The sequence below is a fragment of the Pseudomonas sp. PMCC200344 genome (assembly GCF_030053095.1).
GTDB lineage: Bacteria > Pseudomonadota > Gammaproteobacteria > Pseudomonadales > Pseudomonadaceae > Aquipseudomonas > Aquipseudomonas svalbardensis.
On the sequence record NZ_CP125618.1, the window covers coordinates 1,451,614 to 1,467,322 of the forward strand.

A 15,709-nucleotide genomic window follows, 5' to 3' on the forward strand; every position below is an offset into this window, starting at 1 on the left:
TGCGTTACCACCAATATTTCCCGAAGTTTTCCGGATTGGCCCAGAACCGTGAGTTGAGCCAATCGGGGACTTGTTTGTAGTCAAGCAGATCATAGGTGAACAGGGTCAACACTTGATCGTCGCGCTGGAAGCGTTCGCTGGCTTGCAGGGCCAGGGAGAAAAAGTCGGTCTCCTGCCAGCCGCTGGCCGGCAAATCCGCCAGCACCGCGATGCGACTGGCGTTGAGGTTACGGACCCCGCCAAGCAAATTCAGGCCATCGCGTTTGGGTAAATGTTCGAGGCAATCGACCACCAGCGCCAGGTCAAACCGGCGCGCCGCCAGTTCAGCAGGCAACGGTCCAGGTGCCGCATGGGCCACACAAGTGTCCGGGTGCGCCAGCTTGAAGGCCTCAAGCGCGGGAAACTCGCTGGCGCCAATCAGCAACAGGCGCGCGGGGGCGTAACGATCAAGCAAAGCGACCAACGCCTGCTGGGGCGTGCGCGAAGAAATACCTGCAATCATCGAAGATCCTCAATCAGAGCTGCCAAGACTAGCCTGCTCAAAGGACCGGGCCTAGAGTTGGTTCGTCCTAAAAGCGCCGATGTGCCGTGAACACGGGGTTAAAACTGCAATGGCCTATTGCTGGCGGAGATTAAAACTCGGGTCTTTACTACCTGAATCGGTTCTAAGCCGATCCCCTCAGGAGAAAACTAGATGAGCATAGTTCGCACAGCATTACCCTTGGTTCTGCTAACCAGTGTGTTGACTGGTTGCGCAGGTTTGCAGAAAACCGACTGGCCGACCTGTGCGGCGGTCGGTGGTGTCGTGGGTGCAGGTCTCGGCGCGACCGAGAGCTCGGCATGGGCGGGGTATGGCGCGCTGCTCGTCGGCGGTACGGCTGCGGCCTATTGCTGGGTTCACGGTGATGGCGACGAAGACGGCGATGGCGTGCCGGATAGCCGCGACAAGTGCCCTGGAACACCTAAAGGCGTGCGCGTCGATGCCGACGGTTGCCCTCCACCGGTGCCTGCACCAGTGGTCGAAGAAGCGGCCGTGGTTAGAGAAGAAGTCATTGTCATTCGCGATGTTCACTTCCAGTTCGACAAGGCCACATTGACCCCTGCCGACAAAGTGGTACTCGATAAAATCGCCACTCGCTTGAAAGGGGAAGCGCCTAACGCCCAACTGACTGTAACCGGTCACACCGACAGCGTGGGCAGCGATACCTATAACCAGAAACTGTCGGATCGTCGTGCGCACTCGGTCGTTGAATACCTGATTTCCCAAGGTGTACCACGCAGCAGCTTCGTGTCTGTCACCGGTGCCGGTGAAAGCCAGCCGGTTGCCGATAACAAAACCGCTGAAGGCCGCTCGATGAACCGTCGCACGGAAATCAAAATCAACCGCTAAACCCTCGTACTCCGCGGCTTGTGCAGTCGCGGATGCGGGTCTTTACTCCTGTGTGACCGGCATTGGCCGGTAACACAGGAGCTTTCACCATGAGTGTTCTCACACGGACCGTCTTGCCGGTTGTACTGCTTGGCAGCCTGTTGACCGGTTGCGCGACTCACAGCGATGGCACCGCCCCCCTCAATCAACGAACCTGGCCAATCTGCAGCGTTATCGGCGGCCTGGTCGGTGGCGGTCTGGGCGCTCTCCAAAGTAGCGGTTGGGCGGCCGGTGGGGCGGCGCTTGGTGTCTTGACCGGTGGCTTGATCTGTTACGCCCAGGATGGCGACGAAGACGATGATGGAGTCTTCGATCGACGCGATCGCTGCCCTGATACGCCCGCCAATACCCCCGTCGAACATCATGGTTGCCCACTGCCGCAGTACCCGGCCAGCGTGAAACCTGAACCTGTGCAATCGGAGGTCATCACCCTGAGCGACGCGGGCGACGTACTGTTTGCCTTCAACCAATCCGAACTGACCCCTGCCGCGCAGAGCAAGCTGGATTCGCTGATGCCCAAACTGCAAAGCGCCGAGGTGGTGAGCATCAAGGTGATCGGTCATACCGACAGCGTCGGCTCGGAAACCTATAACCAGGCACTCTCGGAACGTCGCGCCAGTAGCGTGGCAGCCTACCTGTTGAGCCAGGGCCTGGCGCCGAACAAGCTCACCAGCGAGGGCAAGGGCCAAAGTCAGCCGGTGGCCGATAACGAAACGGAAGAAGGACGGGCGAAAAACCGTCGGGTGGAGTTGCACATCAATCGCTGAGCCCCGTGATAGAGCCGTCGGGCGACAATTTAAGTCAGTCCGGCGGCCATTCGACGGCCTTCATGAAGAATTTTCCGTTGCCCTCTGGCTTATCCCGCGTGGAAGCCGGTACTGTGCGTGCAAAGAATAATTCTCAACGGGGGAGCGTATGAACGTGTTTTGGGGGCTGGGGAAGTTGTTGACCCTGCTGTTCTGGCTGATGGTGCTGGTCAATCAGCTCATGCCGTTTGTCAATCCTCTGCATCTGCTGGTCGATCTGGCCGGCAGCCTGCTGGCATGCCTTCATTTTCTTGAGGCGGTGTTCTGTTTCCGCAGCCTCAGAGGTCGCGCCCACCCTTGGCTTGATCGCCTGAAGATCCTTTTTTTCGGCGTTTTCCACCTGCAAACCATTCCGGCTCCGACCGCGTCTAAGGCTTCCCATGCGTAAACTCTGTCTGCTCGCTGCACTCATCAGCCCGTTGGCCTGCGCCCAGGTGGTGAGCGTCGAAACCAACTCGCTGATGCGTTTGCCCAACACCGCCAGCACCTTGCAGCTGGAACGCCTGGAAGTGGCCGACTACGGCACGTTGTTGATTCCCTCGAATGTGACGGAGGTATCCGTCGGTGAATTGCGTCTGGGTCGTGAAGCGCGGATCGCCATCGTTCCCGGCGAACAGCCGCTTGAGCTGAAGGTCATTCGTGCGCAGTTGTCGGAAGACAGCCAGATCACGGCTCGCGGCGCGCCGGGGTCGTATCTCAAGGCCGCCCGCTCCGGGCGTAACCTGAACTTGCAGATCAAGGCACTGAGTGCGCCGCAATTGTTGGTGGACGCTCGCGGCGGCGCGGGCGCACCGGGTTTCGTCGGTCTCGACGGGGCCAACGGTCAGGCACCGGGTTGTACCTGGGGCCAGGCCGGTCGTGGTGCCGATGGCAGTGATGGCAGCGACGGTCAGCCGGGCGCGCCGGGTGCACTGGTTCGTCTGGAAGTGCCGCGCGATTACCCGGCGGAACTGATCAAGGTTCAGGTGGCCGGCGGTGACGGTGGTGTGGCCGGGCCTGGCGGTAAACCGGGCGCGGGTGGCAAGGCCAAGGGCTGCTTCGTTTACAAGGCTGATGGCGGCAAGAACGGCAGACCAGGTGTTGATGGTCAGCCGGGGCCTGTGGGGGCGGCGGGTTCGGTGACTGTTCAGCGGTTGTAACCCCTGACAGTGATCGTTCCCACGCAGTGGGAACGATCAGGCGCCCTAGAGCATCGGCCGAGCCGCAGCAATCGCCACCAGCACCAACCCGACCATCAGATTAATGCCCACCAACTTGCGAATTTTCCCAAGCGTCGCAGCCCCGGTCGGCCAGTCCTGCGCCGCCACCGTCGTACGCAACTCTGGCAACAACAACGCCTGAATCCGGATAAACAGCGCCGTCATCACCACATACAACCCCATCATCACCTGCACATACCGCGGTGCCGCTTCAAAACTGCTGTACTGCAAATGAATCATGCCCACACCGCTGATTGGCAAAAGCACCACCGCGACCCAGACCCAGCGGAAAAAACCTTGAAACACTTCTACCCACAGCTTCAAACGGGCAGGGCCTTCCAAAGCCTTCATCGCTGCGGGGCGCAAGACCATCCACGCGAAAAACATGCCGCCGACCCAGACCAGGGCGGACAGGACATGCAGGGTGTAAAGGATGCCAAAAGGTGTCATTGAGGTACTCCGTTCTGCGCGGGATTAATTAGCGGGGTATGATAGCGGCCTCTCCGAACCACTGAAAATTTATCCAGCGTTTTTTGCGCCCGACAATCCATGATCAGCACCGAACTCAAAACCACGATCCAGGGCGCCTACTCGCGTTTTCTCGAAGCCAAGAGCCTCAAGCCGCGCTACGGTCAACGCCTGATGATCGCCGAAATTGCCAAGGTCCTCGGTGACATCGACACCGACGACGAAGGCCGGCGCAGTGGCGACCCCGCGATTGTCGCGGTGGAAGCCGGCACCGGTACCGGCAAAACCGTGGCCTACAGCCTGGCCGCCATCCCCACGGCCAAGGCCGCCGGCAAACGCCTGGTGATCGCCACGGCGACCGTGGCCCTGCAAGAACAGATCGTCTACAAGGATTTACCCGACCTGATGCGCAACAGCGGGCTGAACTTCAGTTTCGCCCTGGCCAAGGGGCGCGGGCGCTACATGTGCCTGTCCAAGCTCGACATGTTGCTCCAGGAAGGTCACGCGCAAACCGCCACGGCGCAGCTGTTTGAAGAAGAAGGTTTCAAGATCGAGGTCGACGAGGCCAGTCAGAAGCTGTTCACCAGCATGATCGAGAAACTCGCCGGTAATAAGTGGGACGGCGACCGCGACAGTTGGTCGACCGCACTGGAAGATGCCGACTGGGCGCGCCTGACCACCGATCACAGCCAATGCACCAACCGTCATTGCCCGAACTTCGGCCAGTGCGCCTTCTACAAGGCCCGCGAAGGCATGGGCAAGGTCGACGTGATCGTCACCAACCACGACATGGTCCTGGCCGACCTGGCGCTGGGCGGCGGTGCCGTGCTGCCGGACCCGCGCGACACCATCTACGTGTTCGACGAAGGCCACCACCTGCCGGACAAGGCCATCGGCCATTTCGCCCACTACACGCGTCTGCGTTCCACCGCCGACTGGCTGGAAACCACCGCCAAGAACCTCACCAAATTACTGGCCCAGCATCCGCTGCCGGGCGACCTGGGCAAGTTGATCGAACAAGTGCCGGAGTTGGCGCGGGAAATCAAGACCCAGCAGCAATTCATGTTCAGCGCCTGCGAGCAGGTCGCCGATTTCAAACCCGGCGAAGACGTCGAAGGTCGCGAGCGACCGCGTCATCGCTTCGTCGGTGGGGTCATTCCCGAGCACATGCGCGAAATGGGCATCGAGCTGAAGAAGGGCTTTGCCCGTCTGACTGACCTGTTCACCCGGCTCACCGAACTGCTCAAGGAAGGCATGGATGGCGAGGTCAACATCGGCATCGCCAGCAACCAGGCCGAAGAGTGGTATCCGCTGTTCGGCAGCCTGTTGTCCCGCTCTTCGGGCAACTGGGAATTGTGGGGCGCTTTCACCGCTGAAGACCCGGAAGACAATCCGCCGATGGCTCGCTGGCTGACCCTGGCCGAAAGCGGCTCGCTGTTCGACATCGAGGTCAACGCCAGCCCGATCCTCGCGGCGGAAATGCTCCGTCGCAATTTGTGGAATGTGGCCTACGGCGCTCTGGTGACCTCCGCGACCCTGACCGCGCTCGGCACCTTCGACCGCTTCCGCATGCGCGCCGGCCTGCCGAAAAAAGCCGTGACGGCGGTGGTCCCCAGCCCGTTCCATCACGCCGACGCTGGTGTGTTGCGGGTGCCGGACCTGAAGGCTGATCCGCGTGATGCGCCGGCCCACACCGCGGCGATCATCCGTGACTTGCCAGCCTTGGTGGAAGGTTCACGCGGCACTTTGGTGCTGTTCTCCTCGCGCAAACAGATGCAAGACGTGTTCGACGGTCTCGACCGCGACTGGCGCAAGCAAGTGTTCATTCAAGGCAACCTGTCGAAACAGGAAACCCTGAACAAGCACAAGGCACGGGTCGATGGGGGGGATTCCAGCGTGTTGTTCGGCCTGGCGAGTTTCGCCGAAGGGGTCGACTTGCCCGGTGCATATTGCGAGCACGTGGTGATCGCGAAGATTCCATTCTCGGTGCCCGATGATCCGGTTGAAGCGGCCCTGGCCGAGTGGATCGAGGCTCGGGGTGGCAATCCGTTCATGGAAATCTCCGTGCCGGATGCTTCGCTGAAGCTGGTCCAGGCTTGCGGTCGCTTGCTGCGCACCGAAGAAGATCGCGGCACCATCACCTTGCTCGATCGACGTCTGGTCACCCAGCGTTATGGCAAAGCGATCCTCAATGCGTTGCCACCCTTCCGTCGTGAAATTTCCTGATACACCGGTGGGCAAATTTGCCCACCGCGTTGTCTATCTCTCTGCCATCGCTTTTCCACTGGCCCATCCGGGTCGTTAGGGAGAATTTCGTTCTCATGATTCACCGTTCGCTGCGCCGTTCGTTACCTGCCGTTTTCGCTCTGATGTTCGCAGCCCCTTTGCTGGCGGCTCCTGCCGGCCAACAGACGCTGTTCAACTTTGTGCGCCCCGCCGATGTGGTCCAGGTGGCGACTCAGGACGCCAGCCTGCCGCAATCCAACGCCGAGCAAACGGCCGAAGGCGAAGTGCTGCGTCGGGTGACGTTCAACCCGGTGGCACAACCGACCTTGCGTCTGACCCCGCAAACCGGCGCCTGGGACTGGTCGCAGTCGGGCTTCATGAGTTTGCGGATTCAGAGCGCAATGAACTGGGCCGTGACCCTGTACGTGAAAATCCAGAGCAACGACGGCAAAACGCTGGTCAGCCGCGTCGACTTGCCGGCCGGCCCTGCGCAAACCTTGTTGGTGCCGCTGCAGCCCTTTACGCCTTTGAGCCTTGGCCTGAAAGCCGGCCCGCCGATGCCGATGACGTTTGAGGGGCAGCGCGTATTGCTGGCCAGCAGCGCCGGTGAGCTGGAGCGCAGCCAAGTGGTGTCGGTGACCTTGTCGATGGATCAGCCGAAAGTCGCGCAAAGCATTCTGCTGGAACGCTTTGGCGTGCAGGCCGGCGATGCGGTTACCCAAGCGGCTTTTGGCGGCCTTGTAGACGCTTATGGCCAGTCGACCCGGGCCAAATGGCCAGAGAAAGTCAGCAGCGACGAGCAACTGAAAAGCGCCGCCGCCAAGGAACAGCAGCAACTGAAAACCTGGCTGGCCGAGCGCGAGAAGTCGTCCCTGGACAAGTTCGGTGGCTGGAACAAAGGCCCGGCATTCAAGGCCAGCGGCTTTTTCCGCACTGAGAAGCGCGACGGTCGCTGGTATCTGGTGACGCCGGAAGGCCATCCGTTCTATTCGCTAGGGGTCAACACCGTCACTCCGGATGTCGATCAGACCTACGTCGCCGGCCGCGAGTGGATGTTTGAATCGCTGCCCAAACCCGACGAGCCTCTGGCCAGCCACTATGGCGAAGGCGATAACCGTGGAGGCAACGGCGTCGATCAGGGCCGTGGCTACAATGCCGGTCGCTGGTATGACTTCTATGGCGCCAACTTGCAGCGTCTGTATGGCGCATCTTGCGCTCAGGGCAGCGACACTAAGGCGGGTGTCGCTGAAGCCGCCAAGGCCGACGCCGTTGAGGCAACAGCCGAGAAGGCTGCTGAGCAACCTGTCGTTCCTTCGACGGCCGAATCCGGTGTCGCCGAAGCCGCCAAGACCGGCGCCGTTGAAGCGACCGCCGCGAAAGCAGCTGAGCAAACACCTGCCGAACCCTGCAAAACGGTGGTTGATGAACAGCGCTGGGCCAGCCACACCCTTGATCGCCTGCAAGCCTGGGGCTTCAACACCATCGGCAACTGGAGCGCCCCGGCGCTGGCCAACGCTGATCGCGTGCCGTACACCTTGCCGCTGTCGATTGTCGGCGATTACGCCAGCATCAGCACCGGCACCGACTGGTGGGGCGGTATGCCCGACCCGTTCGACCCACGATTCGCCATGGCCACCGAACGTGCCGTGGCCATCGCCGCCCGTGATCATCGCGACGATCCATGGCTGATCGGCTACTTTGCCGACAACGAATTGGCCTGGGCCGGCCCCGGCGACGACCCGAAAGCCCGTTACGCCTTGGCCTACGGCACCTTGAAAATGACCACCGACGTGCCGGCCAAACGCGCGTTCCTCAAGCAATTGCGGGATAAATACCGCAATCAGGCGGGCCTTTCCAAAGCCTGGGGCATTGATTTGCCGGCCTGGGAATTGATGGAAGACCCGGGCTTCGTGCCGCCGCTGCCAAGCGCCGAATACCCGGAAATCGAAGCCGACTTCAAATACTTCCAGAAGGTCTTCGCCGACACGTACTTCAAGACCCTCTCCGATTCGCTCAAGTGGCACGCGCCGAATCAGCTGTTGCTGGGTGGCCGGTTTGCCATCAGCACCCCGGAAGCGGTTGAGTCCTGCGCCCAGTATTGCGACGTGTTGAGCTTCAACATGTACACCCTGCAACCGCAAGACGGTTACGACTTCGCCAAGCTGCGCAGCCTGGACAAACCGGTGCTGATCACCGAGTTCAACTTCGGCTCCGCGGATCGCGGCCCGTTCTGGGGCGGCGTGACGCAATTGGCGAAGGAAGAAGATCGTGGGCCGGCGTATGCCAATTTCCTCAAACAGGCGATGAGCGAACCGTCGATCGTCGGCGTGCACTGGTTCCAATACCTTGACCAACCGGTGACCGGTCGTCTGCTGGATGGCGAGAACGGTCACTTCGGGCTGGTGGGCATTACCGATCTGCCGTTCCAGGGTTTCGTCGATAGCGTGCGCAAGAGCAATTTGCAGACCGTCGATCAGCTCGGTAAAGAGGCCGAGAAGGCCAAGGCTGAGGCGGATAAAGCCGGTCAAGCAACTGAGGGCGGCAGAAAAGGCGAGGCTGGCAAAGGCGCAGGGCAGGGCGCTGGCCATGCGGGTGGGCATTCCGGCAATGGCCACTGAGTGCTGACAGGTACGTAAGATTTTCTGAGTGTTTCACCCGGGCGGGATGGCGACCGCCCGGCCCTGCCCTGTTCCCAAAACCTTTAATGGCTGGAACAATACGGCCACTTTGTAGAGTGTTTATCCAGAGGAGTTGCGGGTGCAGATTCAGGGTTTTTACGAGCTGAAGTTCGAAGCGGTGCGTGAGGCTTTCTCGGCGCTGTTCGACGATCCTCAGGAACGCGGCGCAGCGTTGTGCATCCAGATTGGCGGTGAAACCGTGGTCGACCTGTGGGCCGGCAGCGCTGACAAGGACGGTACCGAAGCCTGGCACAGCGACACCATCGCCAATCTGTTCTCCTGCACCAAGACTTTTACCGCGGTGACCGCCCTGCAACTGGTGGCCGAAGGCAAGCTGCAACTGGATGCACCGGTTGCCCGCTACTGGCCCGAGTTCGCTGCCGCCGGCAAAGAGTCCGTGACCCTGCGTCAATTGCTTTGCCATCAGGCCGGTCTGCCGGCACTGCGTGAGCTGTTGGCCCCGGAAGCCCTTTACGACTGGCAAACCATGGTTGATGCCCTGGCCGCCGAAGAACCGTGGTGGACGCCGGGCGTCGGTCACGGTTACGCCGCGATCACCTACGGCTGGCTGGTTGGTGAGTTGCTGCGCCGTGCCGACGGTCGTGGGCCGGGTGAGTCCATCGTGGCGCGGATCGCGAAGCCTTTGGGGCTGGATTTCCACGTCGGCCTGGCGGACCAGGAGTTCCATCGCGTGGCGCACATCGCTCGTGGCAAGGGCAATGTCGGCGATGCCGCCGCCCAGCGCTTGCTGCAAGTGACCATGCGCGAGCCGACGGCCATGACCACGAGGGCGTTCACCAACCCGCCGTCGATCATGACCAGCACCAACAAACCCGAGTGGCGGCGCATGCAGCAGCCGGCCGCCAATGGCCACGGCAATGCCCGCAGCCTGGCCGGGTTCTATGCCGGTCTGCTCGATGGCAGCTTACTGGAAAGCGAAATGCTCGACGAAATGACACGCGAGCACAGCCTCGGCGAGGACAAGACTTTACTGACCCGGACCCGTTTCGGCCTGGGTTGCATGCTCGACCAACCGGACGTCCCCAACGCCACCTACGGCCTCGGCCCTCGCGCGTTCGGCCATCCGGGTGCCGGCGGTTCCACCGGTTTTGCTGACCCGGAACACGATGTGGCCTTCGGCTTTGTGACAAATACCCTAGGGCCGTACGTCTTGATGGACCCGCGCGCACAAAAGCTGGTGCGGGCACTGGCCACTTGTCTGTAAAACGCGCTCAGGGGTTCCAAGGCCGGAACCCCGAGGCCTTTATGGTTTCCAAGCGTCTGTTTATCCGGGTCAACCCGGCCTGATTTTTCATTACTTCATTTTGTGGATATCCAATGTCATCCAATAAAACTCTCGCTTTGGCCCTGTGCTTCGCTATTACCGGTTGCGCACAAACTCCACAAAATGACTCGGATGGCAGCAGCTGGTGGCCGTTCGGTTCTTCCGACAAAGTCGCCGCTAAAAACCCGGCTCCGGCCCCGGCACCCCTCAAGCCTGCCGCGACCGCCCCGGTGGCCAAGACAGAAAGCTCCAGCCCTTGGTACTGGCCGTTCGGTTCCGATGACGGCGCCGACAAGACGCCTGCCAAGCCTGAAGTGAAAGCTGAAGCCAAGCCTGAAGCCAAACCGGTCGAGGTGGCCAAGGCTGAGGCCGATGCCGGTGGCAAATGGTGGTGGCCGTTCGGCGGCAAAGAGCAAAGCACTGCCAAAGCCGTGCCGATGCCCGATCCTAAAGTCACCCAGGCCTGGCTCGACGACTACGAACCGCGCCTGCGCGAAGCGATCAAGGGCAGCAACCTGCAACTCGAGCGCCGTGAAAACGTATTGGTGGTGACCGCGCCGGTAGATGGCTCGTTCAACCCTGACCGTCCGGCCATGCTGCTGCCGGTGACCCTCGGCCCGTTCACTCGCGTCGCGAAAATCCTCGAAGTTGATCCAAAGACTGCCGTGCTGGTGCTCGGCCACAGTGATACGTCGGGCGCCGCACCGGCCAACGTGAAACTGAGCCAGGAGCGTGCCCAGGCCGTGGCAGCGATTTTCCGCCTCAGCGGTCTGCAGCGTGATCGTCTGATGCTGCGCGGTATGGGTGGCGAAGCTCCGCGTGCTGCCAACGACAGCAATGAAGGCCGAGCCTTGAACCGTCGCGTCGAACTGCTGGTAACACCGCAAAACACCATGGTCGCGTTGCTGAGCAAGTACAACATGCCAGCCCCGGCGCCAGTGAAGGTGGTCGCTGCCCAGGACGTCAAGCCAGTGGTCAAACCAGTCACCCCTGCGCCAGCCGCGAAGAAAGCGGCTGTGCCTGCTGCGAAAAAAGCCCCGGCCAAGAAAGCCGCCGCCAAGAAGACGCCTGCTAAAACCGCGACTCCGGCGAAAAAGACCGCTCCGGCCAAAGCCGCTGCCGACTCGAAAAAAGCCACCGCCGCTGCTGCCGACGGCGACGCCACAAAGAAGTGATTCGTTAACCAAAAGGAATGCGCCATGACCCAGGGCCTGGCTGATATGCGTCGCGACTACACCCGTGATGGCCTGACCGAGGCGCAAGCCCCGGCTGAGCCATTCGCGCTGTTCCATCAGTGGTTCGCCGACGCGGTGAAAACCGAGCAGGCGCCGGTGGAAGCCAACGCCATGACCCTGGCCACCGTCGATCAGAACGGTCGGCCGCATTGCCGCATTCTGCTGCTCAAGGGGCTGGACGAGCAGGGCTTCACTTTCTTCACCAACTACGACAGCGCCAAGGGCCAGCATCTGGCCGCGAATCCGTTCGCGGCCATGACTTTTTTCTGGCCGGCCCTGGAGCGCCAGGTGCGGATCGAAGGGCGGGTGGTGAAAGTCACGCCTGAAGAGTCCGACGCCTATTTTCAGGTCCGTCCACTGGGCAGCCGCCTCGGTGCCTGGGCTTCGCCTCAGAGCCGGGTGATCGCCGATCGCGCCGAACTGCAATCGCTGCTCAAGAACACCGAGCAACGTTTCAGCGACACGCAACCTCATTGCCCTGAGCATTGGGGCGGTTATCGCTTGTTACCGGAGCGCATCGAGTTCTGGCAGGGCCGTCCGAGCCGCCTGCACGATCGCCTCAACTACCGTTTGCAGGGCGCCGACTGGATTCTTGAACGTCTGGCACCCTAAGCAGTCTACCGATCGGGATAGCCTGTCGCAGCGGCTTCAAGCCACTGTGGCAGGTCTCGGCGCTTGATTTTCTGCGCTTGAGCGTTCGCCAGTTGCTGGAGCATGAAAGCCTTTTTCTGCTCGTCTTTACCCGCCAGTGCCAACGCCAGATCGCGGTCCATCCAGCGTTTGATCCGCACGTATAGCCACCAGTGGAAATACAAACCGGCAACGGTAGTGACGACAATGATGAAGTAATCCATGACAATCCTTGGGTAAGCGGCGCAGATTCCGGAATTTACCGCTGCTGTGTGGTGAGTTCGTGGAGGTGCCTGTACCGGGCCTGAATCAAACCAATTTTATCCGGGCGAGGCCGTGACAGGCGTCAAGTTGCGGAGTTTAATGAATACTTGTCCTTTGGAGTTGATGCTATGCGTAAGTCTGTTCTGCTGGTTGCTTCCTTTTCCACGATGGCGATGTTGCTCACTGGTTGCCAGTCCAGCCTGACCGGTGACTCCTACTCCCGTGACGAAGCGCGTCGCGTGCAGACCGTTCGCATGGGCACCATCGAATCCCTGCGACCGGTCAAAATCGAAGGCACCAAAACCCCGATCGGCGGCCTTGCCGGCGCGGCGGTGGGCGGTGTTGGCGGCAGCGCTATCGGTGGCGGTCGCGGCAGCATCGTTGCTGCGGTTATCGGCGCCGTTGCTGGCGGCCTGATCGGCTCGGCCACCGAAGAAGGCCTGACCCGCGCCCAAGGTGTGGAAATCACTGTTCGCGAAGACGACGGCAGCATGCGCGCCTACGTGCAACAGGTTCAGGAGAATGAAGTATTCCGTGTGGGCGAGCGAGTGCGGATTGCTACTGTTGATGGGACTAGCCGCGTTTCGCATTAAGCGGGAACGGGTAATAAAGCAAAACCCCGATCAGGTGACTGGTCGGGGTTTTGTGTTTTTTGGGAGTGTTACGAGATGAAGCGGGTGCCGGTTCGGCGATGAGTATCAGGACTCAACGCCGATGTATAAGGCCAGTTCGTGGGGCAAAGATGTTTTTAGTATCGCTTCTATTTGCCGAATTTTGGCTTGGCTCAAAGGAACTTCTCCGACAGCTCCTTCGTTGAAGTTTCTCCAGTTCATTATCTCCATTACCGCGTCCTCGTGATCTTTAGATACATCGAGCTCGAATTTCAGCGAGTCATCCTCGCTGTCATCTATCAAGAAACCACTGATGCATAGATGCATTTTTTTACTCTCACTTGTTGGTTCTTCTTTTGGATTTGGCGTCCTCAAGTCGAGCGCCTGTTTCCGGATTAAATTCACCTAAGTGTTTTCCTTGCTTGTCGTATATTTCGACCGTGCCATGCATGGAGTCCCATTCGTAGATTCGACCTTTTCGGTCCTTCCATCGCTTACGTTCTGCTCCGCCACCTTTGACGTTGGTCTTGGACTTCACTTTCACAGCATCAGGATATGCCGTAAGTCCCTTTGGGGCGGGGTGGTGAGTGAAGTCTCCGGCTCGGGTACTAACAACAATGTAAACCGGCTTAACCCCAGAATTCGCTGGAAACACAAGAATGAAATCCTTGTACTCAGGCGGGTAAACCGGATTCACGATGATGCTATCCGCCGCTTTCGTCGGCGGATAAACCCAAATATGCGGCGCTTGTGGTGCCGCTTCCAGCGCTGGAATGCCGAGGATGTCGGAACCATCCACAGCCGGTGTCCAGATCAGTTCAACACCATCCCCCAGATCCGCCACCTGCTGACTGCCGTGCAATGCGAACTGCGCGACATCGACCATTTCCCAATCGCGGTTCTTGCCGGTGTAGAAACCGTATCCCTTGAGGCTGCCGTCAGCCTGTTGCTCGACTCTCAGCCGAACGCGGGTGCGGGCCTGTTCCAGGGTGCGTAATTGTTCTTCGGTGTAGAGGGCGCTGTCGTCCAGGCCGGGTACCCAGAAAATTGCGGCCAGGCCGGCCAATACGGTAGCTCCAGTTGCGCCGAGTGCTGCGGCCGGAATGACGAGAGTCGGCGTACGGAGTGCAAGACGGCCAATACCGAGCGAAACGGTACTGCCACTGATCGTTTCAAGATTCAGCAGCCCGGCATCGTCTACCTCACGAGCGCCGAGCCAGGCGACTTCTCCGTAGTCCTTCAGACTGTCGGTGGGCACCATCCCCGAAGGATTCGAGTAATCGATGATGGCGTCCGGCAGCTTGCAGGACTTGGCAAAGACGCAGCCCGCGCGAACGGTTTCGTGCTTTTTCGCGCCAACCTCACGACTCCGTTCGAAGGCGTCTTGCCTCGCGAGCATGGCGTCGTAAGCGTTTTGTCTGGCATCCCGCGCGGCCAGTTCGGTGGCCGTCATAAAGCGGTGAGTGACGTGATGACCGTCGCCTGACGGAGGGTTCTGAACCCGGGGAATGTCCTTATTGCCAGCCACTGATCTTCCTTGCGTTCGTCCGTCGACAGCCCCCAACAAAGGGGCTGTGCGACGTTAACGAACGAGGCTGGTCGTGGCTGTAGGACGAGTCTTGAATGACTCTAGGAGTTGTCTCTGTTGATCAGGATTGCAGCGCGGCGCTCTTGTGACTCGCCGCCGCCGTGACCGCATAACCAATCAGCGCCGCCAGTATCGACCCGGTCAAAATCCCCATCCGATCCATCCCGGCGTATTCACTGGCGCCGGGCACGAAGGCCAGGGATCCGACAAACAGGCTCATGGTGAAGCCGATACCGCAGAGGATTGCCACGCCCATCACCTGGCCCCAATTGGCGCCTTGGGGCAGGGCGGCGATGCCGATTTTCACAGCCAGCCAGGTCAGGCCGAAGACGCCGAGGGTTTTGCCCAGCAGCAGGCCGACCGCGATGCCCATGGGAACGTGGTGGGTGAAGCTTTCCATGGTCACGCCGCTCAGGGACAGGCCGGCGTTGGCGAAGGCGAACAGCGGCAGGATGCCGTAGGCCACCCACGGATGCAGGGCGTGTTCGAGGGTCAGCAGCGGCGAAGGTTCGGCGTTTTTCGTGCGCAGCGGAATGCAGAAGGCCAGGGTCACACCGGCCAGAGTCGCGTGGACGCCGCTCTTGAGCACGCAAACCCAAAGGATCAGGCCGATGATCATGTACGGCCCGAGCTTGACCACCCCGAGCCGGTTCATCGCGATCAGTGCCACGATGCACGTCGCGGCCAGAGACAGCGAAAGGGTCGAGAGCGTACCCGAGTAGAAGATCGCAATGACGATGATTGCGCCGAGGTCGTCAATAATCGCCAAAGTCATCAGGAAAAGCTTCAGCGACACCGGTACCCGCTTACCCAGCAGGGCCAGTACGCCGAGGGCGAAGGCGATGTCGGTGGCCATCGGGATGGCCCAGCCACTCAGGGCTGCCGGGTCATCGCGGTTCAGAAACCAGTAGAGCAGCGCCGGAACCACCATGCCGCCAATCGCCGCCGCGCCGGGCAGGACAATTTGCGACGGTTTCGACAGTTGACCGTCAAGGACTTCGCGCTTCACTTCCAGCCCGATCAGCAGGAAGAACAGGGCCATCAGGCCGTCGTTGATCCACAGCAGCGCCGGTTTGGCGATCTGCAACGCGCCGACCTGCGCCACTACCGGCGTGTCCAGAAAGCTGCTGTAAAGCCACGACAGCGGGGAATTGTTGATGATCAAAGCCAGGGCAGCAGCGGCGATCAATAACAGACCGCTAGCAGCTTCCAACTGGAAGAAACGCGTGAAAGTGCTACGCAGAGGCAAGGTCGCTCTCCATCGATGAATTCAAAAGGTGGCACACCCTA

At 60.5% G+C, this 15,709-nt stretch carries 15 protein-coding genes; 10 read left to right on the plus strand and 5 right to left on the minus strand.

Features of this window, described 5'->3' with window-relative positions:
• Window positions 1-4: 4 nt before the first annotated feature.
• Window positions 5-502 (minus strand): DUF6231 family protein, encoded by a 498-nt coding sequence (locus QFW87_RS06525; RefSeq protein WP_283190085.1) that lies wholly within the window; start codon window positions 500-502, stop codon window positions 5-7.
• 192 nt (window positions 503-694) lie between these two features.
• Here QFW87_RS06525 and QFW87_RS06530 point away from each other — a divergent pair, with 192 nt between their 5' ends.
• From QFW87_RS06530 to QFW87_RS06545, 4 genes are all read left to right on the plus strand, one after another.
• Window positions 695-1,390 carry an OmpA family protein gene (locus QFW87_RS06530; RefSeq protein ID WP_283183270.1) on the plus strand — a complete coding sequence of 232 codons (696 nt, stop codon included), beginning with the start codon at window positions 695-697 and terminating at the stop codon, window positions 1,388-1,390.
• 89 nt (window positions 1,391-1,479) lie between these two features.
• On the plus strand, window positions 1,480-2,196 hold the full coding sequence (locus QFW87_RS06535) for an OmpA family protein (protein ID WP_283190086.1): 717 nt from the start codon (window positions 1,480-1,482) through the stop codon (window positions 2,194-2,196).
• Window positions 2,197-2,344: 148 nt separating this feature from the next.
• Window positions 2,345-2,623, plus strand: coding sequence for a DUF1145 domain-containing protein (locus QFW87_RS06540; RefSeq protein WP_283190087.1), 279 nt, complete (start codon window positions 2,345-2,347; stop codon window positions 2,621-2,623).
• A complete protein-coding gene (locus QFW87_RS06545; RefSeq protein WP_283190088.1) occupies window positions 2,616-3,374 on the plus strand; it encodes a collagen-like protein in 759 nt (252 codons plus the stop codon). The genes QFW87_RS06540 and QFW87_RS06545 overlap by 8 nt, the downstream gene beginning before the upstream one ends.
• Before the next feature lie 45 nt (window positions 3,375-3,419).
• On the opposite strand, the gene QFW87_RS06550 is transcribed toward QFW87_RS06545, so the two are convergent.
• Window positions 3,420-3,884: a CopD family protein gene (locus tag QFW87_RS06550; protein ID WP_283190089.1), complete on the minus strand. Its 465-nt coding sequence runs from the start codon at window positions 3,882-3,884 to the stop codon at window positions 3,420-3,422.
• A 99-nt stretch (window positions 3,885-3,983) separates the two neighbouring features.
• Here QFW87_RS06550 and dinG point away from each other — a divergent pair, with 99 nt between their 5' ends.
• The 5 genes from dinG to pdxH all read left to right on the plus strand — a co-directional run bounded on the left by dinG (window position 3,984) and on the right by pdxH (window position 11,938).
• A complete protein-coding gene (dinG, locus tag QFW87_RS06555) occupies window positions 3,984-6,128 on the plus strand; it encodes an ATP-dependent DNA helicase DinG (protein ID WP_283183275.1) in 2,145 nt (714 codons plus the stop codon).
• A 95-nt stretch (window positions 6,129-6,223) separates the two neighbouring features.
• Entirely contained in the window at window positions 6,224-8,746 is a 2,523-nt protein-coding gene (locus QFW87_RS06560) for a beta-galactosidase (RefSeq protein ID WP_283190090.1), read from the plus strand.
• Window positions 8,747-8,885: 139 nt separating this feature from the next.
• Window positions 8,886-10,031: a serine hydrolase domain-containing protein gene (locus tag QFW87_RS06565; protein ID WP_283190091.1), complete on the plus strand. Its 1,146-nt coding sequence runs from the start codon at window positions 8,886-8,888 to the stop codon at window positions 10,029-10,031.
• Window positions 10,032-10,144: 113 nt separating this feature from the next.
• Window positions 10,145-11,266, plus strand: a complete 1,122-nt coding sequence (locus QFW87_RS06570) for an OmpA family protein (protein ID WP_283190092.1) — start codon at window positions 10,145-10,147, stop codon at window positions 11,264-11,266.
• A 24-nt stretch (window positions 11,267-11,290) separates the two neighbouring features.
• Window positions 11,291-11,938, plus strand: coding sequence for a pyridoxamine 5'-phosphate oxidase (gene pdxH / locus QFW87_RS06575; RefSeq protein ID WP_283190093.1), 648 nt, complete (start codon window positions 11,291-11,293; stop codon window positions 11,936-11,938).
• A gap of 5 nt (window positions 11,939-11,943) precedes the next feature.
• Here pdxH and QFW87_RS06580 read toward each other — a convergent pair whose 3' ends face one another.
• Window positions 11,944-12,180 carry a hypothetical protein gene (locus QFW87_RS06580; protein WP_283183280.1) on the minus strand — a complete coding sequence of 79 codons (237 nt, stop codon included), beginning with the start codon at window positions 12,178-12,180 and terminating at the stop codon, window positions 11,944-11,946.
• A gap of 168 nt (window positions 12,181-12,348) precedes the next feature.
• On the opposite strand from QFW87_RS06580, the gene QFW87_RS06585 reads away from it, so the two are divergent.
• The gene (locus QFW87_RS06585) at window positions 12,349-12,813 is read left to right on the plus strand and encodes a glycine zipper 2TM domain-containing protein (RefSeq protein ID WP_017336812.1); all 465 of its coding nucleotides are present in this window, start codon (window positions 12,349-12,351) and stop codon (window positions 12,811-12,813) included.
• Window positions 12,814-13,168: 355 nt separating this feature from the next.
• Here QFW87_RS06585 and QFW87_RS06590 read toward each other — a convergent pair whose 3' ends face one another.
• Window positions 13,169-14,359 carry a colicin E3/pyocin S6 family cytotoxin gene (locus QFW87_RS06590; protein ID WP_283190094.1) on the minus strand — a complete coding sequence of 397 codons (1,191 nt, stop codon included), beginning with the start codon at window positions 14,357-14,359 and terminating at the stop codon, window positions 13,169-13,171.
• A 121-nt stretch (window positions 14,360-14,480) separates the two neighbouring features.
• Complete coding sequence (gene nhaA, locus QFW87_RS06595) at window positions 14,481-15,668, minus strand: Na+/H+ antiporter NhaA (RefSeq protein WP_283190095.1); 1,188 nt, start codon at window positions 15,666-15,668, stop codon at window positions 14,481-14,483.
• Window positions 15,669-15,709: the final 41 nt, after the last annotated feature.